The sequence below is a fragment of the uncultured Psychrosphaera sp. genome (genome assembly GCF_947500655.1).
GTDB lineage: Bacteria > Pseudomonadota > Gammaproteobacteria > Enterobacterales > Alteromonadaceae > Psychrosphaera.
Genome location: NZ_CANMSK010000010.1, coordinates 15,506 through 36,830, shown reverse-complemented (window position 1 = coordinate 36,830; position 21,325 = coordinate 15,506). Strand labels below are relative to the sequence as shown.

The 21,325-nt window shown below is 35.9% G+C and carries 17 protein-coding genes and 4 tRNA genes; 8 read left to right on the top strand and 13 right to left on the bottom strand.

The window, feature by feature from the left end; genetic code table 11:
• The first annotated feature begins 166 nt into the window (after nt 1-166).
• Entirely contained in the window at nt 167-1,387 is a 1,221-nt protein-coding gene (locus tag Q0940_RS09960) for an FAD-dependent oxidoreductase (RefSeq protein ID WP_299267747.1), read from the top strand.
• Nucleotides 1,388-1,540: 153 nt separating this feature from the next.
• Here the strand turns inward: Q0940_RS09960 and Q0940_RS09955 are convergent.
• The 5 genes from Q0940_RS09955 to Q0940_RS09935 form a co-directional block, all read right to left on the bottom strand.
• A tRNA-Gln gene (locus tag Q0940_RS09955) sits at nt 1,541-1,615 on the bottom strand.
• Between the two features lie 9 nt (nt 1,616-1,624).
• Nucleotides 1,625-1,699, bottom strand: a tRNA-Gln gene (locus tag Q0940_RS09950).
• A 38-nt stretch (nt 1,700-1,737) separates the two neighbouring features.
• A tRNA-Leu gene (locus Q0940_RS09945) sits at nt 1,738-1,822 on the bottom strand.
• A 39-nt stretch (nt 1,823-1,861) separates the two neighbouring features.
• Nucleotides 1,862-1,938: transfer RNA gene (locus Q0940_RS09940), tRNA-Met, on the bottom strand.
• A 177-nt stretch (nt 1,939-2,115) separates the two neighbouring features.
• Nucleotides 2,116-3,342, bottom strand: a complete 1,227-nt coding sequence (locus tag Q0940_RS09935; RefSeq protein ID WP_299267744.1) for an HDOD domain-containing protein — start codon at nt 3,340-3,342, stop codon at nt 2,116-2,118.
• Nucleotides 3,343-3,698: 356 nt separating this feature from the next.
• Here Q0940_RS09935 and Q0940_RS09930 point away from each other — a divergent pair, with 356 nt between their 5' ends.
• Both Q0940_RS09930 and Q0940_RS09925 read left to right on the top strand, forming a co-directional pair.
• Entirely contained in the window at nt 3,699-5,357 is a 1,659-nt protein-coding gene (locus Q0940_RS09930; RefSeq protein ID WP_299267741.1) for a methyl-accepting chemotaxis protein, read from the top strand.
• Between the two features lie 109 nt (nt 5,358-5,466).
• On the top strand, nt 5,467-6,690 hold the full coding sequence (locus Q0940_RS09925) for a DcaP family trimeric outer membrane transporter (RefSeq protein ID WP_299267738.1): 1,224 nt from the start codon (nt 5,467-5,469) through the stop codon (nt 6,688-6,690).
• Nucleotides 6,691-6,856: 166 nt separating this feature from the next.
• On the opposite strand, the gene Q0940_RS09920 is transcribed toward Q0940_RS09925, so the two are convergent.
• Genes Q0940_RS09920 through pspF form a run of 6 tightly spaced genes read right to left on the bottom strand, consistent with a single transcriptional unit; the run spans nt 6,857 to nt 13,289 of the window.
• Nucleotides 6,857-7,627 carry an ATP-binding cassette domain-containing protein gene (locus Q0940_RS09920; protein WP_299267734.1) on the bottom strand — a complete coding sequence of 257 codons (771 nt, stop codon included), beginning with the start codon at nt 7,625-7,627 and terminating at the stop codon, nt 6,857-6,859.
• Nucleotides 7,624-8,640: an oligopeptide/dipeptide ABC transporter ATP-binding protein gene (locus tag Q0940_RS09915; RefSeq protein ID WP_299267731.1), complete on the bottom strand. Its 1,017-nt coding sequence runs from the start codon at nt 8,638-8,640 to the stop codon at nt 7,624-7,626. Before Q0940_RS09915 ends, Q0940_RS09920 begins: the two co-directional genes overlap by 4 nt.
• A 7-nt stretch (nt 8,641-8,647) precedes the next feature.
• Entirely contained in the window at nt 8,648-9,541 is an 894-nt protein-coding gene (locus Q0940_RS09910; RefSeq protein ID WP_299267728.1) for an ABC transporter permease subunit, read from the bottom strand.
• Complete coding sequence (locus Q0940_RS09905) at nt 9,528-10,559, bottom strand: ABC transporter permease (RefSeq protein ID WP_299267726.1); 1,032 nt, start codon at nt 10,557-10,559, stop codon at nt 9,528-9,530. The genes Q0940_RS09910 and Q0940_RS09905 overlap by 14 nt, the downstream gene beginning before the upstream one ends.
• Nucleotides 10,559-12,205, bottom strand: coding sequence for an ABC transporter substrate-binding protein (locus Q0940_RS09900; RefSeq protein ID WP_299267723.1), 1,647 nt, complete (start codon nt 12,203-12,205; stop codon nt 10,559-10,561). Before Q0940_RS09900 ends, Q0940_RS09905 begins: the two co-directional genes overlap by 1 nt.
• Nucleotides 12,192-13,289, bottom strand: a complete 1,098-nt coding sequence (pspF, locus tag Q0940_RS09895; RefSeq protein WP_299267720.1) for a phage shock protein operon transcriptional activator — start codon at nt 13,287-13,289, stop codon at nt 12,192-12,194. Before pspF ends, Q0940_RS09900 begins: the two co-directional genes overlap by 14 nt.
• A gap of 199 nt (nt 13,290-13,488) precedes the next feature.
• On the opposite strand from pspF, the gene pspA reads away from it, so the two are divergent.
• From pspA to Q0940_RS09870, 5 genes are all read left to right on the top strand, one after another.
• Nucleotides 13,489-14,169 (top strand): phage shock protein PspA, encoded by a 681-nt coding sequence (gene pspA / locus Q0940_RS09890; protein ID WP_299267718.1) that lies wholly within the window; start codon nt 13,489-13,491, stop codon nt 14,167-14,169.
• A 27-nt stretch (nt 14,170-14,196) separates the two neighbouring features.
• Complete coding sequence (gene pspB, locus Q0940_RS09885; RefSeq protein ID WP_299267716.1) at nt 14,197-14,433, top strand: envelope stress response membrane protein PspB; 237 nt, start codon at nt 14,197-14,199, stop codon at nt 14,431-14,433.
• 9 nt (nt 14,434-14,442) lie between these two features.
• Nucleotides 14,443-14,883, top strand: coding sequence for an envelope stress response membrane protein PspC (gene pspC, locus Q0940_RS09880; RefSeq protein ID WP_299267713.1), 441 nt, complete (start codon nt 14,443-14,445; stop codon nt 14,881-14,883).
• Nucleotides 14,884-15,331: 448 nt separating this feature from the next.
• Nucleotides 15,332-15,886: a hypothetical protein gene (locus Q0940_RS09875; protein ID WP_299267710.1), complete on the top strand. Its 555-nt coding sequence runs from the start codon at nt 15,332-15,334 to the stop codon at nt 15,884-15,886.
• 119 nt (nt 15,887-16,005) lie between these two features.
• Complete coding sequence (locus Q0940_RS09870; RefSeq protein WP_299267707.1) at nt 16,006-16,278, top strand: hypothetical protein; 273 nt, start codon at nt 16,006-16,008, stop codon at nt 16,276-16,278.
• A gap of 584 nt (nt 16,279-16,862) precedes the next feature.
• Here Q0940_RS09870 and Q0940_RS09865 read toward each other — a convergent pair.
• A complete protein-coding gene (locus Q0940_RS09865) occupies nt 16,863-18,134 on the bottom strand; it encodes an SPOR domain-containing protein (RefSeq protein WP_299267704.1) in 1,272 nt (423 codons plus the stop codon).
• A 396-nt stretch (nt 18,135-18,530) separates the two neighbouring features.
• The gene (locus Q0940_RS09860; protein WP_299267702.1) at nt 18,531-21,086 is read right to left on the bottom strand and encodes a zinc-dependent metalloprotease; all 2,556 of its coding nucleotides are present in this window, start codon (nt 21,084-21,086) and stop codon (nt 18,531-18,533) included.
• Between the last annotated feature and the right edge of the window lie 239 nt (nt 21,087-21,325).

The following is a 21,325-nucleotide window of genomic DNA, read 5'->3' as shown; positions in this document are numbered from 1 at the left end:
TATTTTACAAGTAAATGGACTGAACTGAAAGGGTATTATTTAATACTTTTTCGATCTCTTATAAACTTGGTATTTATTATTTGAATTCAAGTGGTTAAATTGCCTATATTTCTGGCATAATGAATCGCTTTTTATAGTTATATTTATTTTTCTTAGGTAGTTTACATTGACTAAAGACTCTGATTTAAAACAACAATTTTATGATGTTGTGATAGTAGGTGGGGGCATGGTTGGTGCAGCTCAAGCTGTTGCATTAGCAAAACAACAAAAACGTGTTTTAGTTATAGAAAAAACCATTCCAGATGCAACTGTCTTACAACAAACTCCACTAAGAGTGTCGGCAATTAACTTGGCGAGCGAAAAATACTTATCAGAATTGGGTATTTGGCCGCATATAAATCAAAGTTCTAAATGTATGTTCAATCAATTAGCCACGTGGGAACAACGCCATAAACCGTTAGTCTTCTCGGCTGAAGATATTGGCACTGAGCATTTAGGCCATTTGATCAGAAATGAAGCATTACAGCTTGCCGCCTTTGATGAAATAAACGTGTTAGGCCAAAACAACCCAGAGATAATGACTGGCTGTAAAATAAATAAAATTGAGCAAACCAACGAATATGCAACATTGTTTGTATCGGATATGGATAATGACAATACTAATGTCAACTTTAATACCATTAACTGCTCGTTATTAATTGGTGCCGACGGCGCATTTAGTCAAGTTCGTAATTTGAGTGATATAGGTACAACAGGCTGGGATTACCAACAACACTGTCTAAGCTTAACCATCAAAACACAATTTCCTACCCAGCATATTACTTGGCAAGAATTTCAACCGTCTGGGCCTAAAGCTTTTTTACCGCTAGAAGATGGTTACTCTGCTTTAATTTGGTATGACGCTGCAGAGGAAATAAAAAAATTATCTGCGTTAACTAACGAACAATTAAAAGCACAAGTATTAAATCGTTTCCCTGCTTTGGTTGGTGAATTTGATGTTGTGGCAAAAGCTGCGTTTCCGCTTACACGTAGACAAGCAAACCAATACGTTAAGGGGCGAGTTGTATTAGTTGGTGATTCTGCTCATACAATCAACCCATTGGCGGGACAAGGGGTTAATATTGGATATAAAGATGTTGAAGAGTTATCTAAGCTATTGACTGAAATCGACATGTCTGAGCGCGCTGCATTATTTCAAGCATTGTCAAAGTATGAAAAAACTAGAAAAACAGAATCATTAATTATGTCTGCGGCGATGGATAGCTTTTATAGTTTGTTTTCAAATAATAAAACGGCAATGAAATTAGTCAGAACTGGCTTATTAAACCTAGCGAATAAATTTGAATGGGCTAAAAAACAAGTACTTAAAAAAGCGGTAGGGTACTGAATAGCTTAAATTGAAAATTAGATTGGTATCGATAAGTATTTAATAATGTTAAATACTTATTTTTTTGTCTGGTTTTTAATTAAAAAAGATTAATTTAAAGGCGAATCGAAAAATAGTTAAAAAAAAGGCCTCGCAAATGCGAGGCCTTTTGTTTGGCTGGGATACCAGGATTTGAACCTGGGAATGGCGAGATCAAAACCCGCTGCCTTACCGCTTGGCGATATCCCAATAAAGAGATGGCTGGGATACCAGGATTTGAACCTGGGAATGGCGAGATCAAAACCCGCTGCCTTACCGCTTGGCGATATCCCAACTGAAACTTTTTAAATATGTGTTTCACATATTAATAATGGTGCGGAAGGAGAGACTTGAACTCTCACATCCTAAGATACTGGAACCTAAATCCAGCGCGTCTACCAATTCCGCCACTCCCGCAAATCTTTCTCACTAAAGGTTGGTAAGGTAATTAAGAATTGGTGGCTACGCCCTGATTTGAACAGGGGACCCCATCATTATGAGTGATGTGCTCTAACCAGCTGAGCTACGTAGCCTTTCTTAAAGACCGCCTTAAGCGATGGCGCGTATTATGCTGATGACGGCAGGTGTCGTCAACTGCTTTTTAAAGAAAAATGCAAAAAATAGAGTGTTTGCTTTTATTTTGTGCAGTGAGGTCAAAAAGTGAAACTATATTAGGTAAAAAATGAGCTGAGGAGCCTATTAAAGTTTATTTAAATTTGAGAGTCACTTGATTCTTCATAAATTTTTGCCCAACCAACAGCATCTACATAATATTCGGGTAATAAATCTGGGTTTATATTTAAATCAAGACTGATTTGACGTACAGACTCCCAATTAGCGGCTTCATAAGCTTTTGAAAGTGTAAATGTTTTACCTAATATATTATCGTGTCCTATTAAAGCAGCCGCTATATCTTCAGTAACCGGTAGCTCTTTTACTAAATCGGCCATGGGTTGATCTAAAATAACATCTAATAATGAAAATAAACCTAAGATAAAGGCTTCATCGGAAAGCTGTGGTGTAATATTAGATGCTATGTTTTCGCAAAATCGAGCTCTTATTATCGACATTTCAGTCAGCTCTTCTCGTTTATTTTCGGCAATGTGAGCGGTAAGTATCAAGGTAACAAACTTTTTAACTTGAGCTGCGCCTAAGTAAATCAAAGCTTGCTTTAATGATGATATCGGTTTTCTTACTGGGAAAAGGCCTGAGTTGATAAATTTAAGTAACTTGTAAGCTAATGCTGTATCTCGTTCAAAAAATGAAGACAGTTTAGTGTAATCGGCGTCAAGCTTTAGCGTTTCTTGGTACATAGCGAAAACCACACTCTGATTTGAGTTTATATCTTTTTGCTCAACGATTTGTGGTGTACAAAAGTAATAGCCTTGGAAAAAATCGAATCCCATTTCTTTCGCTTTGTCGTATTGTTCTTGAGTCTCAACACGCTCAGCTAAAATTTTCAAATTTTTAAACGGTCTGATCTTTTCTAAAACAATTTCAATCTCTGAAAATGTACTTTGCTGTAAATCAAACTTAATCAGTCTTACCAATTTGAAAAAGGGCACCCAATCTTCACTATAGATAAAGTCATCTAAGACTAATCTATAGCCTTTATGAAATAACTGACGGCAAGCTTCATAAACTGCTGCCGTTGGTCTAACACTCTCTAAAATTTCTATCATAGCTTTATTAGGCGGCAATAGAGTTGGCATCAAATCAAGCAAAGCTTGTTCTGGGTAATTTATTAAAGCGGGTTTACCTGAGGTTATTTTTTCTAACCCTTGGTTGAAATGGCTATCTAATAACAACTTAGATGTGGCCGAGTTTGACTCTATTTTAGGAAATACATTGGTTAAACTATCTCGAAATAAAAGTTCGTAAGCAACTACGTTCTCTTTTCTATTATAAATTGCTTGACGAGCTGTATAGGCGTTCAATGTTAACTACTCCTAAATATTAATTATAAATTAACAAAGTAAAGTACATCATCTACTATTTTTAACATAACGGCTCTTTTTTTAATATTCAATTCTTCAGAACTCATTGAATACTCAAAATAGTATTTGGAGGTTATAAGCATCTAGGTTAAATATGAAATAAAAATCCCAATTAATACCTTTTAAAATAAAAGGTAAAGCTTCCTGAATATAAGACGATAACTAATTAGGGAAATTTTATGTAAATGCTATTTTAATTAATTATTAGTCTACAATTAATTAATTGTCGTTTTAATTAAATGCTTATTTATATACGAAATATAAGTAAAAACAAATAAAACTCGGAGTTGAGTGCAATGAAGTTAACTATACATCAAAGATTATCAATATTAACAGTTGTTCCAATATTATTGATTTTCTTTTCCACGTTTACACTTAACTATTTCGAGTCACAAAAATTAAGTAAAAGTCAAATTTCATTAAGCTACGACACTGCTATGAACATGAAAAAAGCAGAGCTTAAATCTTATGTGGAAATTGCGGTTGATGCACTTACAGTACTTGAGCAAAGTGGTGGTACAAGAGAAGATGCAATACATTTAGCTCAAAGTTTACAATTTGGTAAATTTGGTTACTTTTTTGGCTATGACAGCACAGGAACAAGATTGTTTTCTAAAACCAATGCAGGTGTTGGCAAAAACTTCTGGAATTCAACAGATGCAGTGGGTAAACAGCATGTCAGAGAATTATTGAAAAATGCAAAATCTGGTGAATTCACTACATACCACTTCCCTAAGCCAGGAACTAAAATACCACTCCCTAAACTAAGCGCGTCTGCTTATTTAAGTAACTGGGATATTATGATCGGTATCGGTTTCTATATTGATGACATTGATAATATGGCAAGTGTAATGACACAGCAAAGTGAAGAATCTATGATGAAAGGCGTGATGAATTCACTAATTCTGTGTGTTTTAATTATGATAGTTGTTGCCATTTTTAGTTACTTTATAAGCCGCAGCGTTTCAAAACCTCTTCATATGTTCAGTGACTCTATAGAGAAATTTGCCAATGGTGAAGCTGATTTAACAGCGCGAATTGAAAAATTTAGTGTCCCTGACTATGAAAAACTGCGTATGGATTTTAATCGATTTGTTGAAAATCTCCATGTGTTGATCAGTAATGTTAAGAGTGTTACTGATAATGTCACCACTGAAAGTCGTCAGATGACGGAGAGAGCTTCTCTTGTCAGTCGATTAAGTGCAGAGCAAAATGAAGAGACAGATCAAGTTGCAACTGCAATGACTGAAATGACCACAACTGCTCACGAAATATCAAATAATGCAGCAGAAGCGGTAAGATCTGCGTTAGAGGTTGAAAGCAGTTCAGAGCAAGCTATTGCAACTGTAACTACAGCCGTTACCTCAGTTACGACCCTTTCAAAAGAGCTAGCTACAGCGAGTAAAGTAATATCTCGTTTAGAAGACGATGTAAAAAATATATCATCAGCTATTGAAGTCATTCAGAGTATTGCTGAACAAACTAACTTACTTGCTTTGAATGCTGCAATTGAAGCTGCACGTGCTGGCGAGCAAGGTCGTGGATTTGCTGTTGTTGCTGATGAGGTTCGTACATTAGCAAGCCGTACTCAAGGTAGTACTGCTGAAATAAATGAGATGATTGAAATGCTCAAATCCGCTTCTGATGAAGCGGTAAAAGTGATGGATAGTAGCCAAGAAAAAAGCAATGCAACAGTGACGGAAGCAAATGAAGCTCAATCTTCCTTACAAGCTATTAGCACCTCAGTGAAAACCATTTTGGATATGAATTCTCTTATTGCTACAGCCACAAAAGAACAAAGTGAAGTCGGTAATGATATTTCTAAACGAATTGTTGTGATATCGGATAAAAGTATTGAATCAAATAGCTATGCAAAAGCTAATGATGAGGCAAGCAAAAGCTTACAAACTCGAGCTATTGAATTAGCTAAATTGGTTGAACGATTTACTGTTTAAATAGCAGGTTGTTGTTAGTGTTTTTATTAGGAAGAGAGCGTTTTATAACGCCTTTTTCTTTTTTATCACATGTTATGAAATAATTTTTACAATGGTATAAGGGATTTAAATGAAATTTTTATCGATTAAAGTAATTCTGTTAAGTGGAATAACGTTAGCTTGTCAGATTGTCAATGCTGAGGAAACTAAAATCACAATTGGTGGTGAAATTAAATTTGATGGTTATTTTGATACTTCAACAAATAACTCTACAGGCCCAAGGGGTTACGATTTATTATCTTTTCGTTCAGTGCCTTTAGAAAATAGTAGTGATAGTGATAAAGTTGGAGGTACAAAATTTCATGCCCGCGGTACAAAACTTTCCATTGGCTCTGCAACACCTTATGAAGGTGGGACTATCAAAACGTATTTTGAAGGCGATTTTTTAGGTAGAATCGACAGTGGTGCTGACACTGATGATGATACCGTATCTAACTCTTATGAGTTTAGGGTACGTCAGGCATATATGTCCTGGGGGAATTGGACTGTCGGTCAAACGTGGAGTAATTTTGTAGATTTAAAAGCTTATCCAGAAGGTATTACATTTTCGAGCACTTTAGGTCGTGGATTTGTTCGCCAAGCTCAAGTTAAATATTCGTATCAATTAGGTGAAGGGGATTCATTTTCATTTTCATTAGAAAACCCTGACACGGATTATAATGCTGGAACACCAGTTCCTGGTTCAAACGCTAATGAAAGTGATGGTATTCCAGATATGGTAGCAACTTATTTTAATAAAATGGGTGCTAGTCATATTCGAGCTAGTTTGTTACTTCGTTCTTTAGGTGTTGATGAAACTGGAGCTCTCAATACGACTGATGTTACAGCAATTGATGCTGCACAATCAGATAGCACAACCGGTTGGGGGATTGGTTTATCTGGCAAATATGTTGTATCGCCATCATTCAATATTAAATTTAACCTTCATGGCGGAGATGGTATAGGGCGTTATCTATATAACAATCAATTCAGAAGTGCGACATTTGTTGATGGTGTGTTAGAAACCGAAACTGCTTGGGGAGGAAATGCAATGGTGCAATATAAACCATCTAAAGAACTTCGTTTGAACTTAGGTTATGGCGGACACACTGTTGATGTTGAGGCAGATTATGTTGTAGGCTCAGTAACAGAAACACTAACAGCGCTTCACGGTAATGCTATTTGGACGATAGCCCCAGGTTTAGAATTTGGTACTGGTTTTACTTATGCGACTCGATCAGTTAAAAGTGGTGATGAAGGTGATATAACTCGTTTAATGGTTTCGTTTAAAAGAAAATTCAAAGCGACATTCTAATAATAGTTATACTTTGTTAAGTAATAAACTCTCCTCTTTATTTTTATAAAAAGGGGAGTTTTTTTTTGCGTGTAATATAACTAGGCTAAATATATAGTCGTTAAGATATATTTAAATAAATATATTATTTAAAGGCATAAATTGCATACGGTTTTTATAACGTTAATTACATTTCTAATGAATTAAGTAATTTTTTAGTTTTATCGTGAGTAGGATTAGAAAATACAGACGAAAGTTCTCCTTGCTCAACAATTTTGCCGTTATCCATTATCAATATCCTATCGCTTAGATATTTAATCAATTTAATGTGATGCGATATAAGTACATAAGTTAATTGATGTTTTTGTTGCAACTCAAGTAATAAATTTATAACTTGGGCTCGTAATGATGGGTCAAGAGGGGATAGTGCCTCATCAATAATAAGTACTTCTGGATCTAAAATTAACGCGCGTGCAATACCTATTCTTTGAGCTTGTCCACCAGAAAACATATGCGGGTAATATTCAGCATGCTCAGGTAATAAGCCAACCATACGTAATGATGAATAAATTTTAACTTGTCGTTCTTCAGCATTAAGTTTTGTATTGAAAATCAATGGTTGCTCTAATTGCTCCCCAATTTTAATTGTAGGGTTTAGCGACTTTTGTGCATCTTGAAATATTAACCTAATGTTTTTGCAGAAAAATGAAGTATTAGACCAATCTACAACTTCACCATTATGAGTTAAATAACCAGAATCTGGCGTTTCAGCAGCCGCTAATAACCGAGCTATGGTGCTTTTACCCGAACCTGCATCGCCAACAATAGCTAGGGTTTCACCTTTTTTAAGGCCAAAAGTAACAGGTCCAATGGTGACATCTTTACCTTTTTTAAACCAATGAGCTTTATCTTTATAACATTTGGTTAACTCATTGATACGAATGAATTCTACACTCATGCTTTTTTCCAATTATTATTTAATGGCTTTTGCTGTAACGGATAATGACAACGGAAAAATTGGCCTTTTACTTTTTGTTGTTCTGGCATTTTTACACACGCTCTTTGTGCATTAGGGCATCGAGGGCCTAAACGGCAACCTATAGGTAAATGCTGTAATGTTGGGATAGTTCCCTTTAATGCATACAATTTTTGTTTATTGTTTGCATCACGAGAATTAAAATCGGGCTCACTATCAAACAGGGCTTTTGTGTAAGGGTGTTTTGGTGAATTAATTATGTTTTTGGTTAAACCACTTTCAATTAATTGTCCGCAATACATCACATTAATTGAATCAGCCCAACTGGTAATAGAAAACAAGTTATGGGTAATAAAAATAACCCCCATTTCTTTTAATTGGTTTAGGCTTTTTAACAGCTTAATTACTTTTAACGAAGTATCGGCTTCCAAAGATGTTGTCGGTTCATCCGCTATTAAAAGCTTAGGTTCTTTCGCAATCGCCATAGCTATCATGATCTTTTGGCAAATACCCTCAGACAACATGTGAGGATAACTATTGAATACTTTTTCGTGTTCTTTAATACCTACTTTATGCAGCAGTCTGATACACTTTTTAAGTCTTAACTCTTTTTTTGCTCCAAACCAGCCGGAAAACTCATAGTCAGGTAAAGACTCTTCTAATTGAGAAAAGATATTTGAAGTTGGATCAAGACAGCGACGAGGCTCTTGATAAATCATAGAAATATTATCGCTGATGACTTTTCTACGTTTGCTCTCTGACATTCTATTAAGATCTTGTCCCATAAAATGTAAACGGTCAGCAGTAACTTCCCAGCGGTTATTCAGCATGCCAACAAGTGCTTTGGCAACTAAACTTTTGCCTGAGCCGGACTCACCAATTAATCCACTGACTTCGGCCATTTTCATAGAGAAGTTGGCAGATTCAACGGCTTTAATTGTAGAATCATTGGTGATCAACTCAATGTTTAAATTTCTTATATCTAGTAATCGCACAGTTAACCTATTGAAGTCGTCGTTCTTTTAATGCGTGACGTAAACCATCACCTACGATATTTGTAGATAGTATACATAAAAATAAGGTAATACCCGGTAGCATTACAGCCCAAGGACTTAAGTAAAATACACCTAAGCTATCGGCTATCATAGTGCCGAGTTCTGGCTCTGGAGATTGAGAACCAATACCAATAAATCCTAATACGGCAATATCCAAAACTGCAGATGAAATAGCCATAGTAGAAAAAATAACAATATTTTCAATCATATTAGGTAGCAGAGCAAAGCGAAAAACTTGCCAACTGTTCGCGCCATCGAGACGATAAGCGATAACAAAGTCTTTATTTAACATATCCGCCACGTCAGTTCTTATGTGGTGGATAAATTGAGGCAACATAGCTAATACGACAGCCCAAAACGCATTGGCAATACCAGGGCCTAAAATAGCTACGATAACCACAGCAATCAGTAACGATGGCATTGTCAGCGCAATGTCTAATATATGATTTAAAAAGCTAGCTCTAATGCCTTTACTAAAACCGGCAAGCGTACCAATTAATAAACCGAAAGTCAGAGCCACAATAACCGCAAGAATGCCTAAACCAAATGAATAGCTAATTCCCACTAAAATACGAGACAGTATATCTCGTCCTAAAGCATCGGTACCAAAAGGAGATTGTATATGACCACTCATATCCCACGATGGTGGAACCAATAACATATCAGCTTGTTGCATGTATGGTGAATAAGGCGCTAGCAAGGGACCTAAAATAGCCATTAAAATCATGAAGGCAAACACCCAACTAGCAACTAACGCAAAGTGATTTTTTTGGAAAAGTCGCCAAAGTTGTTTAAATGGACTTGAGTTGTTTGGCGAAGAAAAGAATCTAAATTTTACCATGACCATGTCTCCTCGCAAGTGGATCAAATATCATATACAAGAGGTCAAATAAGATAGTGGCAACAAACACCATACCTGAAATAACTAATAATCCACCTTGAATTGCAGGATAGTCTCGTTGATGTATTGCATCTACTAACCAAGAGCCTATTCCAGGCCAAGCAAAAATAACTTCAGTAACTATAGCTAAGGTAATTACAGTGCCAAAGTGAATGCCTAACATTTGAATTACCGGTAATAAACCATTACGTAAACCGTGTCGACGTAGCAGTTGTCCAGAGGTTAATCCCTTTATTTTGGCAGCTTTTACATAACTTGTATTCATAACATCTTTCATTGATTGCCGCGTTGTTCTTATTAAAACGGTCGTAGGATAGGCTGCTAATACAAATGTCGGTAGAACTAAATGTTTAAAAGCATCAGCAAGAGCTTCACTTTTATAATCAATGTTTGAACGAAGGATATCTAAGAACAAAAAACCACTAGAGCTAGGTATATTATAAATTAAACTTAAGCGACCAGATGTCGGGAACCAACCAAGCCCGATTGAAAATATTAAAATCAATAATAAAGCTAACCAAAATATTGGCATTGAAAAGCCTATTATAGATAAAGCTAATATACTTTTATCTAACCAAGGGTGCTTGTCAGATGAAGCTAAAATTCCTAATGGAATAGCAATAATAAAACTGTAAAGCAGTGCATATATTGCAAGCTCAATTGTTGCAGGTAACACTCTAAAAACTTGGTTGAAAATACTGGTTCCATTGATAAAAGATACCCCCCAATCGCCATCTAATAGTCGGCCAACAAATCCAAAGTATTGGGTGAACACAGAGTCGTTTAAGTTATATTTTTGAGCTATTACGTCATAATCAATTTCATTTATATTGGTAATACCACTCATGTTTGATAACACGTCAGTGGGAAATAAATAATTTAGAGAAAAAACAAAAACAGTCACACCAAAAGTGATGAAAAATAGTAAAGATAATTTACGATAAAAATAATTTAACATTAGTTTTTACCTTTCTTTGTTTGGAAAAAGCCAATTCCACCATATGGGTTAAACTCAACATCACTGATATAATTGTGATGAACTTGATATCTAAGGGCATGTGCAATAGGGATCAAAGGTGAGTTTTCAAAAATAAGTCGTTCCGCTTGGTCATAATACTGCTTTCTTACTACAGGATCTGCTGAGCTTAGGGCATTATAAATACTTTCGTCATACTCCTCATCACACCAAGCCGTTCTATTTGAACCTGAGAAGGTGGCCGCACAGCTTAACAGTGGGCGATAAAAATTATCAGGATCAGAATTATCAGCAGACCAACCAATGAGTACAGAGTCATGCTCACCCTGGGCTAATTTTTTTCTAAATGTGCCCCAGTTATAAGTAACAATATTCGCGGTAACTCCAATCTTGGCTAAGTTTTGTTGTAGAATTTCTGCCATTTTAGAAGCGTTAGGATTATAAACACGTTGGACTGGCATCGCCCAAATATCCATTTCAAAGCCATCTTCAAAACCTTCTTGTTTTAACAAGGCTTTTGCTTTTTCTAACGACAGCTCAACCTCGGTATTTGCTTCTGTATAAGCCCAGCTAGAAGGTGGTAATAAAGTAGATGCAGGCTCTGCATGTTTAAAATATACGGCGTCAATAATAGCTTGACGATCAACAACATAAGAGAGTGCTTTCCTAACATTGGCATTATCGAAAGGAGGTACATTGGTATTAAATGCCCAGTAACTGACATTCATAGCAACACTTTGATTTAATTTTATATTAGGTTTTTGTTTTAAAAACTCAACATCGGCAGAACTCGGGTACCCTAAGACATCACATTCTTCGGTTAATAACTTAGCCACACGATTTGAGTTGTTCGGAGTAATATCAAATATCACTTGCTCGAGTTGTGGTGGGCCATCCCAGTAGTCTTTATGGGCATAATAACGTATATAATGATCGCGTTTGTATTGGCTAAATTTAAATGGTCCTGTACCAATAGGAAGTTGATCTATTTGTTCTTTTTTATCAGCTTTAATCAGTTGCTGTGCATATTCAGCTGATAAAATAACAGCAAAGTCTGTGGCCATATTGGCTAAGAATGAAGCTTGTGGCTCGGATAATCTAAATTCAATGGTTAAATCATCAACAACTATTATCTGCTCTATTAATGTATTAAAACCCATCCCACTGAAAAAAGGGTAATCGCCACCGCCAACCGCATTAAATGAATTATCCAAATGTAAAATACGAGAAAAAGAGAATAGAACATCTTCACTTGTTAAGGAACGTGTCGGTTTAAAGTACTCCGTAGTATGAAACTCGGCATCTTTCCTTAAATAAAATCGATAACGCATGGCATCTTCTGACACAATAACTTTACGCGCCAAGTCAGATATCACTAGACCTGTTTTAGGATTTATCTTAACGAGTCTATTATATACTTGTTGTGAAACCGCATCTATGGTTGTGCCAGACGTCACCAATTGCGGATTAAATGTCTCAGGGGAGCCTTCACTACAGTAGAGTAATGTTTTTTGCGCTAACTCTGATTGGTTGTTTTTGCCACATGCTGCAAGCGTTAAACAAAATAATGCAGCTATGCTGTAGCGGGCAATATGCTCAATGTTTTTAATTGGGTTATTCTTCAGCATTTTTATCCAACAAATTGTATTTCTTCAAATACCCTCTTAATTGATGATAGGTTACCCCAAGCTGATCCGCGGTTTTTTTCTGATTAAATTGGCTATGGGCTAACGCCGTTTGGATTAAGTTAACTTCAAACTCCTGACTGCTTTGTTTAAAGTCCAGTGGAAAGTTAAAGTTATGCTGTTCAGCATTAGCGGAAGCTGCTTGGCTTTCTATTATAGGTGATGACTCGTTTGACGCACTAATAACAGGTGCACTTATAGGCGCTGCTTGGCGGTCTTGAGTTTTGGTTCTGCCTTTTGGCCTGAACGGACTTGAAAACGGATCTAACACAATTTCATGTACTGGAACGTGAGGGTTAGCGGAACGGTAGACACTACGTTCAACCACATTTTTAAGCTCACGTACATTACCAGGCCAGTTGTATTCTAATAGGAGCTCTTTTGCTTTTCTGGAAAAGCCGCTAAACAATTCCCACTCAAGTTCTTTTGCCATAGAAATAGCAAAGTGCTCAGCAAGAACCAAAATATCTTCCTGGCGTTCTCTTAGCGGGGGAAGGGTAATTACATCAAATGCTAAACGGTCTAATAAATCCGCTCTAAATTCACCAGATTCGGCAAGTGCAGGTAAGTCTTCATTTGTTGCACAAACTAAGCGGGTATCTATTTTAACGGTTTTGGTCCCACCAACACGTTCAAATTCACCGTATTCAATAACACGCAAGAGTTTTTCTTGTACAAGACCAGAAGTATTAGCAAGCTCATCTAAAAACAATGTACCACTATTAGCACGTTCAAATCGGCCTTCATGGCGTTTGCCTGCACCAGTAAATGAACCAGACTCGTGACCAAATAATTCACTTTCCAATAAATTTTCATTTAAAGCAGCACAATTTAAGGTAACGTAGTTCTGTTCCCAACGTTGCGATAAGTAATGTAAACGAGCGGCGATAAGTTCTTTACCGGTACCTCGTTCACCTATTATAAGAACGGGCTTATTTAGTGGTGCTAATAAGGACACTTTTTCCAATACTTCTACAAAGGAATTAGCCTGACCGATTAGATTATCTTTATTTCCAAATTGTCTCATAGTGCAACTGTTGGTTAAATTGACTAATTTATAGTGTATTTTATATTGCTAACAAAGCAAAGGATTGATTTTATTTATTTATTATTGTATTAAAACAATAACTTAGTAAAAGTTTAAATTGTGGCAAGATAACTGAATGTACCTAGCATGATTAGAACGCAAGTAAATTTATAAAATTTCAAAATAAGAGGTAATAATTATGGGTATATTTTCACGTTTTGCAGACATCGTTAACGCAAATATAAACTCTTTATTGGATAAAGCAGAAGATCCTGAAAAAATGGTTCGTTTGATTATTCAAGAAATGGAAGATACGTTAGTCGAAGTTCGTTCTTCATCAGCTAGAACATTGGCCGACAAAAAGGACATTGTTAGAAAAATCGACCGTTTCCAAGCCGAAGCAGACGACTGGCAAAGTAAAGCTGAGTTAGCATTATCGAAAGATAGAGAAGACTTAGCTCGTCAAGCATTGTCAGAAAAGCAAAAAAGCCAAGAGAACGTTGAGCAATTAGCGCACGACCTATCATCGCTAGATGAACAAATAACAAGATTGAAAGATGAGATTGGTCAACTTCAAAACAAACTTGAAGATGCTAAAAATCGTCAAAAATCGATACTAATGCGCGGTAAAACAGCCAGCTCACGTTTAGATGTTAAGTCTAAATTAACCAGCGGTAAAATTAACGATGCATTGACTCGCTTTGAGCAATACGAACGTAAAATTGATAATTTAGAAGCTGAAGTTGAGTCTTACGATTTAGGCAACAAATCACTTGCAGATGAGTTTGCTGAGCTTGAAACGTCAAGCAAAGTAGATAGCGAATTAGAAGCATTAAAAACAAAGTTAAATGCCAATAAAGCAAAAAATACTGAAAAATAATAGAATAAATTTAAAAGGGGATATGTAATGGAAGGCATTGCAGGTATTTTAATTGTACCAATGATTATATTTTTGATCTTTGTTGCGCCAGTATGGTTAATCATGCATTACCGAAGTCAAAGGCAAGTTGGTCAAGGACTGACTAACTCAGACATCGACAGTTTAAATAATTTGGCACACAAAGCTGAAGTTTTAGGTGAAAGAGTTAAAACATTAGAGTCAATTTTAGATGCTGAGGCGCCACAATGGCGCACAAAAGCTTAAGGAATAAAAATGACAAAACCAGAAAAAAAACAATTAAATAGAATACCTGAACAGGGAAAAATAGCCGGTGTATGTGCCGGCGTTGCAGAATATATTAATGTGGAAGTTTGGTTAGTTCGTATTATTTGGTTCAGTGGTTTGATTTTATCAGGTGGTTTCTTTTTTTTAGCATATATAGTTGGTTGGTTTATTTTAGATAAAAAGACACCTAACAATATTTATAATGATAAAAACAGAAATAAAGGTCACTGGGGACGTTTCAGCAACGAAAAAGATATAGATCAAAGCGTTGAAGTAAAAACTAAAGTTTGGCAAGCCGGTGAACCAGCTAGACAAGCATTAAAAGATATCGTTCGTCAGTTTGATAATATAGAGAATAGAGTGCAGGAAATGGAAAGTTATGTCACTTCCAATGAATACACCTTAACTCGTGAAATTAATAAGCTTTAACTTTTAATCCCCTTAATAAAAATGACCTTTATGGTCATTTTTTTATGGGCGTAAGGTTATTTTTACTTGTAGTTTTTTTAAAATGGTCTAAATTTTTGCCTTCTGATCATATAATAAAACTTCCCAGTTGCCGTGATATACCATCATCCATGAATTGCGTCCTCAATGATACACCCCTGTATTTAGGACATCCCATCATCCATGATGAGCGTCCTCAATAATACATCCCTGTATTTAGGACATCCCATCATCCATGATGTGAAAAACTTTCCTCAATCGAGTTTTAAGGCTTGCTGGATTTGAGAAAAGTATTTGTCCCTCCTTAATTAACTGTGTTTATATGAAGTTGTAGTTGTGTTTCTACTATAGTCAGAAAAACTACCCAATGGTCGGTAGAAAAACGACCCATTGGGTCGATATTAAATTGTTATGTGTTTAAGGAGTATCAATGAAGTTTTTTCTAACATGGAAGTCGTGGCAAGTCTTTCTACTGATTGTTCTTTTGCCATTTGGATTTCAATCTCTACTAATGGATGCCTTAATTTCATCTTCCGATGTAAATAATCAAGTAATGTTCACAGTTATGCCATTGCTCATGCTGGCTTTCATGGCTCTGTACATATTATGGTTTTGGACTCTTGGTACAGAGTTAAATAAGCTTGTTCCAGAAAGCGATAGGCCAAATGCTTCAAGGTTCAAATTTGGTATTAAGTTCAGTGCAGTATATATGGTGTTATTCCAAGCATTTTTTATATCTTCAGCAAGTGGCACTAGCTTTGGATTAGTTACGCCAGTCATTTTTATTCTCCACATGGCTGCGATGTATTTCATGTTTTATTCCATTTACTTTATAAGTAAAAACTTAGTTACTTTTGAAAATAAAGTTAATGGTTCTAATAAGTCTTCTACGGGTACTTTTTTCTTAATGTGGTTTTTCCCTTTGGGCATCTGGTTTGTTCAGCCACGAATAAATAAAATGTATGAAACAGAACAAAACACATAACAAACGCCTTAAAGCGACATTGCGATGCAGTCACGCTTTTAGCAAACAACGCAAAAAGCCCGCCAGCGCAATGCGCATTAGGCGGGCGTTACTTCGAATTATAGACGGAAGGAGTTTAAATGAATATTGAAAAACAAGAAGCTGATGATAGATTAAAAGTTATTCAAAAGAAGTTGATGTATCTTGGGTTATATGACGCACCAGCAATGATTGTTATCGCTTTAGCTCTTTTTTCAAAGTTTGGTCATGATGATCCGGCATCGATACATCCATTATTAGCAGACGCTGACATAGTCAATGGGTCACTTGCGATAGCAATTCCATGGGCATTGTTTTGTGTATACAAGTCAATAAAATTATCTATGGAAGCTGATAAATTAAAAAAGTTGTAGGTATATAACAGGGGCTAAAACAAACAGGGTTATTCACTTCATTTTAAGATGATGTAAACAATTTTTGAGCACTATTGAGCGTTATATATAAAACTTAAAAAAAGCTCGTCATTCACATTGAATGACGAGCTTTTTTTAATTCTTTAAATTAACAGAGTTCTATATTTATAGGTTAACTAGAGCTAATCTAAATGGCTAGTTATTTGTTCACTGTTAACTTTGGCTCTAAACCTTCTGCTAACTTAGCAGCAAGACCTGCATAACGGTAGCCATTTAAGTTACCATCGTGTTTTTTTCAGCTGCTTGCAGTTTAACTTTAACGGCACTAAGGCCAGCCACCTTAAGTTGACCGTTATTTAAAATAAAATGGGTTAGGGCAAATGAAGCCATTTGTCATTGGCTTGATCTTCTCTGAGGAGAGGTTCGTCAGGGATTAATCTCTAATCTTGTTCTTGTTTATTTCACATGCATAAATTGATCATTAAAAATTCTGATAAACGGACAGCAATATTTGTTTATCAGAATTAATATGATGTTTAATTTAAATCTCATTTACTCCAATCATAGCCTAAAGCCCTAATGACTTATTGAGCCTTGTTTTTTTTAATTACAAAACCATCAATATTAAAGCCTTTTAATGCGGTCATTTCCGATTTAGCTTTAGCTTGAGTATTAAATTTTCCAGTATGAAGTCTTATAAAGTTTTCATATTTTTCAGTAAATGTTGTTTTTTCTAACTCTTCTATTTGTGAAATTATAGGAGTCGCAGAGTTAATGTTAAGAAAGCTTCCAAGCTGAACCGTATAAAATGGGCCAACAATAATATCTTGAACATCGCTCGCTTTCGTAAGCCTATTATTTACAAAGCCAGCTATGCCTTTTGACTGCAAATCAGATAATGCTTCATTTGCCGACGCTACACTTTCAAAGCCTTTATAATACAGTTTAACAATACCGTTGGTTTGACGAATGCTAACGTCTTCAGGAATAATTAAGGTGTTTTTGAGATAAGCGTTAGCTTCTGAAATATTTGTAAATACAGCAATTTGAATGGTAAATGGCAGTTCATTATAATTAGTACTTGTAGACTCTGTTATTTCTGTACTGGCTGCAGGAGCTAAATCAGCAGCAGGAGTTACATCAGGTGTAGGAACTACATCAACTATAGGAGCAACATCCGGTGTAGGTAATGAAATTGCTGGTGTTTTTTTAGGGAGAACAAGTTTAGGCATTATGTAGTGGGGAGTGAATTTAAAACCAATCCCGTATGAACTTGTATCATTGAAGACAGATGAGTCAAAGCCAAATTCGCTTTCAAGTGCAACACTAAAAGAATTGGATATGCGGTAAGCTAGTTTTACACTCGCTCTAGCTTGAGCATCTCCTTTATGGAATGTTTCAGAGCTTATGTCATTCATATTTGTATTTATCGTCATACCTAAAGCTGGTGTAATACTAAAGTTATCACTTAATTCAAATTGATAACCAGAAGAGAAACGTAAGTTTTTTAAGCTATCATCAACCCCCAAGCTTTTTAAATGGCCGGATTTAGATAAGGACTCTAATTCTAGATTCATGATAAATCCATCATTAGTATCAGGTTTATAATCCCAACTAACTCGTGATCCTGCAACGGTACCGTCATCAGAGAAAAGTGTAGTGAGACCAAAACTAACTTTACTTTTTATCAACGGCTCCCCAGAAGCTGTAAGTGGCTTTATAATTTTAGTATTGTTGGAAGTACTTTGCTTTTCAATGGCACTTATATTTTCTTCAGATGAAATGGCATGAAAAGCAGTTAGTAGCAGTAACATTGAAGATAATAGTGTTAATAAAGTAGGCCTTATACTTGGCATAGTGATCCTTAAATTAGAAGTATCTATAAATTTATTTATAGCGTAGTAGATATTATCGACAAAAAACGTATTTTCTTCAGTATAACCAAAAGATTAATAAAATATTTCAGAAAAAGTAACTATCTGTCATTTTTATAGGAGTAAGGGGTACCCGTAGCTCTTTTATTGAACAGACTTAAATTTTAATTTTTGTTGTCTGAACATCTGATAAAACATCCCAGTTTCGGTGATATCTCTGCTCGAGAGATCTACACGAGTGTTGAATAAATTGCCAACAAAAAAGCAAGTGCCATTTTCATGGTACTCGCTTTCATTTTTTAATAACCGTATCTGTATTTCTACAAACCTAGCTCACCTTAAGTTCATTTAATCAATGAGTTAAGGAAAGTAATTGGTTTATTTATTCATGGTTAATTTTGGCTCTAAACCTTCAGCTAACTTCGCAGCAAGGCCTGCATAACGGTAGCCATTTAAGTTACCATCGTGTTTATTTGCAGCGGCTTGCAGTTTAACTTTTAGGTCATTTGCAATACCGCGAGTCATCGCGATAAAACTAGCTGAAAGTTTTGGTGCCCGGTTGCGTCCACGGTTTGGTGTAGGCTTCACAGGTGCCATATCTTTAAGCAACTTAGTTACAAAGTAATCTTGCAACATGACTCTATATTGATCCGCTTTAGGCCTACGGTCTTTAATATCACCGTAAATAGCATCAACAAACTTATTTATTGTTTTTACCGGATTCATCACGTCATGACCACCAGCTTGCAATTTAATTAGTGAATCTAAACGATGAGCCGCAAGTGGGCCGCCAACTGCTTGTCTAATTATGTTATTGCCATATTCTTCAAACTTGTCATAACCGATGCGTTTAAAGATCTGTTTATCATTCCAAAAAGCTGGTAAATCAACACCATTATCTATTAAGAAGTCGACTGCACGTTCTTGTTTATCTTTTGGATACGGGACAAAGATGTCTTTATCATGATGATGCTGTGTTAATTCATTCTTGTACATAACACCGCCAACTGCTTTAGCTACGTGACCAAGTTCGCGTGCATGTTGTTGAACTAATGTTTTGTAAGCTTCATCTAATTCATCATAACCCTTTGAAGGTTCAAAGCTGGTTGCTTCGATTAAATTCGCTAAAATACGTTGTTTGTTTTTCTGGCCTAAACGAGTTGCTTCTACAGGATCATCACCGATTGCTTCCGTAAGAATACGAGGGTCCAATCTGCTTCCTTTTGAGTATGCATCCCAACGTAATCGCTTATCATCTAACTGGCGGTCAGCAATTTTATTTAGTAAAAGAGCTTCTTCTTTAGGTGAAAGGTCACCTTTGAATTCTTTGTAGCCCCATTCAATAACAAACTTGTCGTATGGACCTGGGTGATAATCAATTGGTGATACACCGTCTTCTGGCTGCATTACATAGTTAAAGCGAGCGTAATCCATAATAGAGGCTGATACACCAAATTCTTTTACAAACTCAGGATCTCTCAATTGCTCAATAGTATAAGAGTTATTACCAATAAAGTTATGGTGTAAACCTGTTGAGTGGCCAACTTCATGGGCAACTACAAAGCGCACTAAGTCACTCATTACATCATTAGGTAAAGGAAGTTTTTTAGCTCTAGGGTCGGTTGCACCTGCTTGTGCAAAGTACCAGCCTTCAAGTAACTTGATAACATTATGGTACATGCGTACATCCGCTTCGATGATTTCGCCTGAACGAGGGTCGGCTACATGTGGCCCATTTGCATTAGGTATACCTGACGGAACCCAACGAACAACAGAGTAACGCGCATCTTCAGCATCCCAATCAGGATTTTCTTCTACGCTCGGTGCCATTTTAGCTATGATGGCATTTTTGAAGCCAGCCGCTTCAAAAGCTGGTTGCCAAAATTCAATACCTTCACGTACCGCTTCTACGAATTTTTGCGGTGTTCCTCTGTCGATATACCAAACGATAGGTTGTTTAGGCTCACTAACTTCTAACTCAGGATTTTTCTTTTCTAAGCGCCAGCGTTTAATAAAACTAAATTTATCTAATTTGTTTTTATTTGAGCTGTAGTCTGAATAATTAGCTGAGAAATAACCAACACGTTTATCATAAAAACGCGGTTTCATTGGTGTGTCTGGTAATGCAAAAATAGAATGGCGTATTTCTTTGGTCTCATTTCCTTTTTTACCATTAAATTGCGCCAATATTGTTGTTTCAATATTTTTTTCAAACGCTTTAACTTTGGTGATCAATGCCGTTTTATCATTAAGTTTTAACTTATCGGCTTTAGGATTTCTTGGATCTGGGAATAATTCTTTACTGCCACCCATATACACTTTAGTGATGTCGATTACTGGTGACTTTGCTTTGTCTGTTGAAAACGTCGTAATAGGGAATTTTGCAATTACGCCGTCAATTGAGGCTTTCTTAACAACCAATGATTCCCTTGAACCATCTTCTGCTACTACAGAGTAATTACGGTTACGTAATAAAACATAATCACCATGGCGTTCAAATATAACGTACTGACGACCAATATCTGCGCTAATCACACCTTTACCAGCTTGTGTACCAGATGTTTTAACTTGCCAAACAAATTCACGGCCAAATTGATCGGCAGGGATTTCAAAATAGACTTTGTTATCTACAAGATGAGTGGTAAATACGCCTTTGGATGTTATTGCTTTGTCTGTGACAATATCTTTATAAGGTTTGAATTTTTCTTTTTTCTTTTTATCTTTCTTAGCGTCATCTTTCGCGTCTTTTTTATCCGCTGATTTTGCTTTCTTTTCAGACTTTTTATCTTTTGTTGCTGCATCAAGTTTCTCTTGCGATAGGGCAACTTGAGAAGGCTGAACAAGTAACTGAGTTTCTTGTAACACAGTTGCGTTTGCAAATGTTGTTAAGTTGGCAATGCTAAATAACAGCAGTGATTTTTTAAATAACGTCATAAAATTATTTTTAAGCCTTGGTCTGTAAGTTCAAAAATACATTCTATAGTATTGCTATATCAATGTTTAATTCAGTCGTCCCAATGTTTAATGCAGTCGTCTCAAATTAGTTACATAATTACATATAAAAATATCCTCTAATTCAAAATGTTTGGCACTGTTAGGTAAAATATTTGCTAACGCCTTTGCTGATGAACTAAATGACTTAGGTGTAGAAATTATAATTTCTAACCAAGATC

Coding starts and splice junctions, on each gene's coding strand:
- Q0940_RS09875 (WP_299267710.1), top strand. CDS start 15,332: ATGAAGTTTTTTCTAACATGGAAGTCGTGGCAAGTCTTTCTACTGATT.
- Q0940_RS09860 (WP_299267702.1), bottom strand. CDS start 21,086: ATGACGTTATTTAAAAAATCACTGCTGTTATTTAGCATTGCCAACTTA.
- Q0940_RS09865 (WP_299267704.1), bottom strand. CDS start 18,134: ATGCCAAGTATAAGGCCTACTTTATTAACACTATTATCTTCAATGTTA.
- Q0940_RS09930 (WP_299267741.1), top strand. CDS start 3,699: ATGAAGTTAACTATACATCAAAGATTATCAATATTAACAGTTGTTCCA.
- pspF (WP_299267720.1), bottom strand. CDS start 13,289: ATGAGACAATTTGGAAATAAAGATAATCTAATCGGTCAGGCTAATTCC.
- Q0940_RS09925 (WP_299267738.1), top strand. CDS start 5,467: ATGAAATTTTTATCGATTAAAGTAATTCTGTTAAGTGGAATAACGTTA.
- pspB (WP_299267716.1), top strand. CDS start 14,197: ATGGAAGGCATTGCAGGTATTTTAATTGTACCAATGATTATATTTTTG.
- Q0940_RS09900 (WP_299267723.1), bottom strand. CDS start 12,205: ATGCTGAAGAATAACCCAATTAAAAACATTGAGCATATTGCCCGCTAC.
- pspC (WP_299267713.1), top strand. CDS start 14,443: ATGACAAAACCAGAAAAAAAACAATTAAATAGAATACCTGAACAGGGA.
- Q0940_RS09870 (WP_299267707.1), top strand. CDS start 16,006: ATGAATATTGAAAAACAAGAAGCTGATGATAGATTAAAAGTTATTCAA.
- Q0940_RS09910 (WP_299267728.1), bottom strand. CDS start 9,541: ATGGTAAAATTTAGATTCTTTTCTTCGCCAAACAACTCAAGTCCATTT.
- Q0940_RS09905 (WP_299267726.1), bottom strand. CDS start 10,559: ATGTTAAATTATTTTTATCGTAAATTATCTTTACTATTTTTCATCACT.
- Q0940_RS09920 (WP_299267734.1), bottom strand. CDS start 7,627: ATGAGTGTAGAATTCATTCGTATCAATGAGTTAACCAAATGTTATAAA.
- pspA (WP_299267718.1), top strand. CDS start 13,489: ATGGGTATATTTTCACGTTTTGCAGACATCGTTAACGCAAATATAAAC.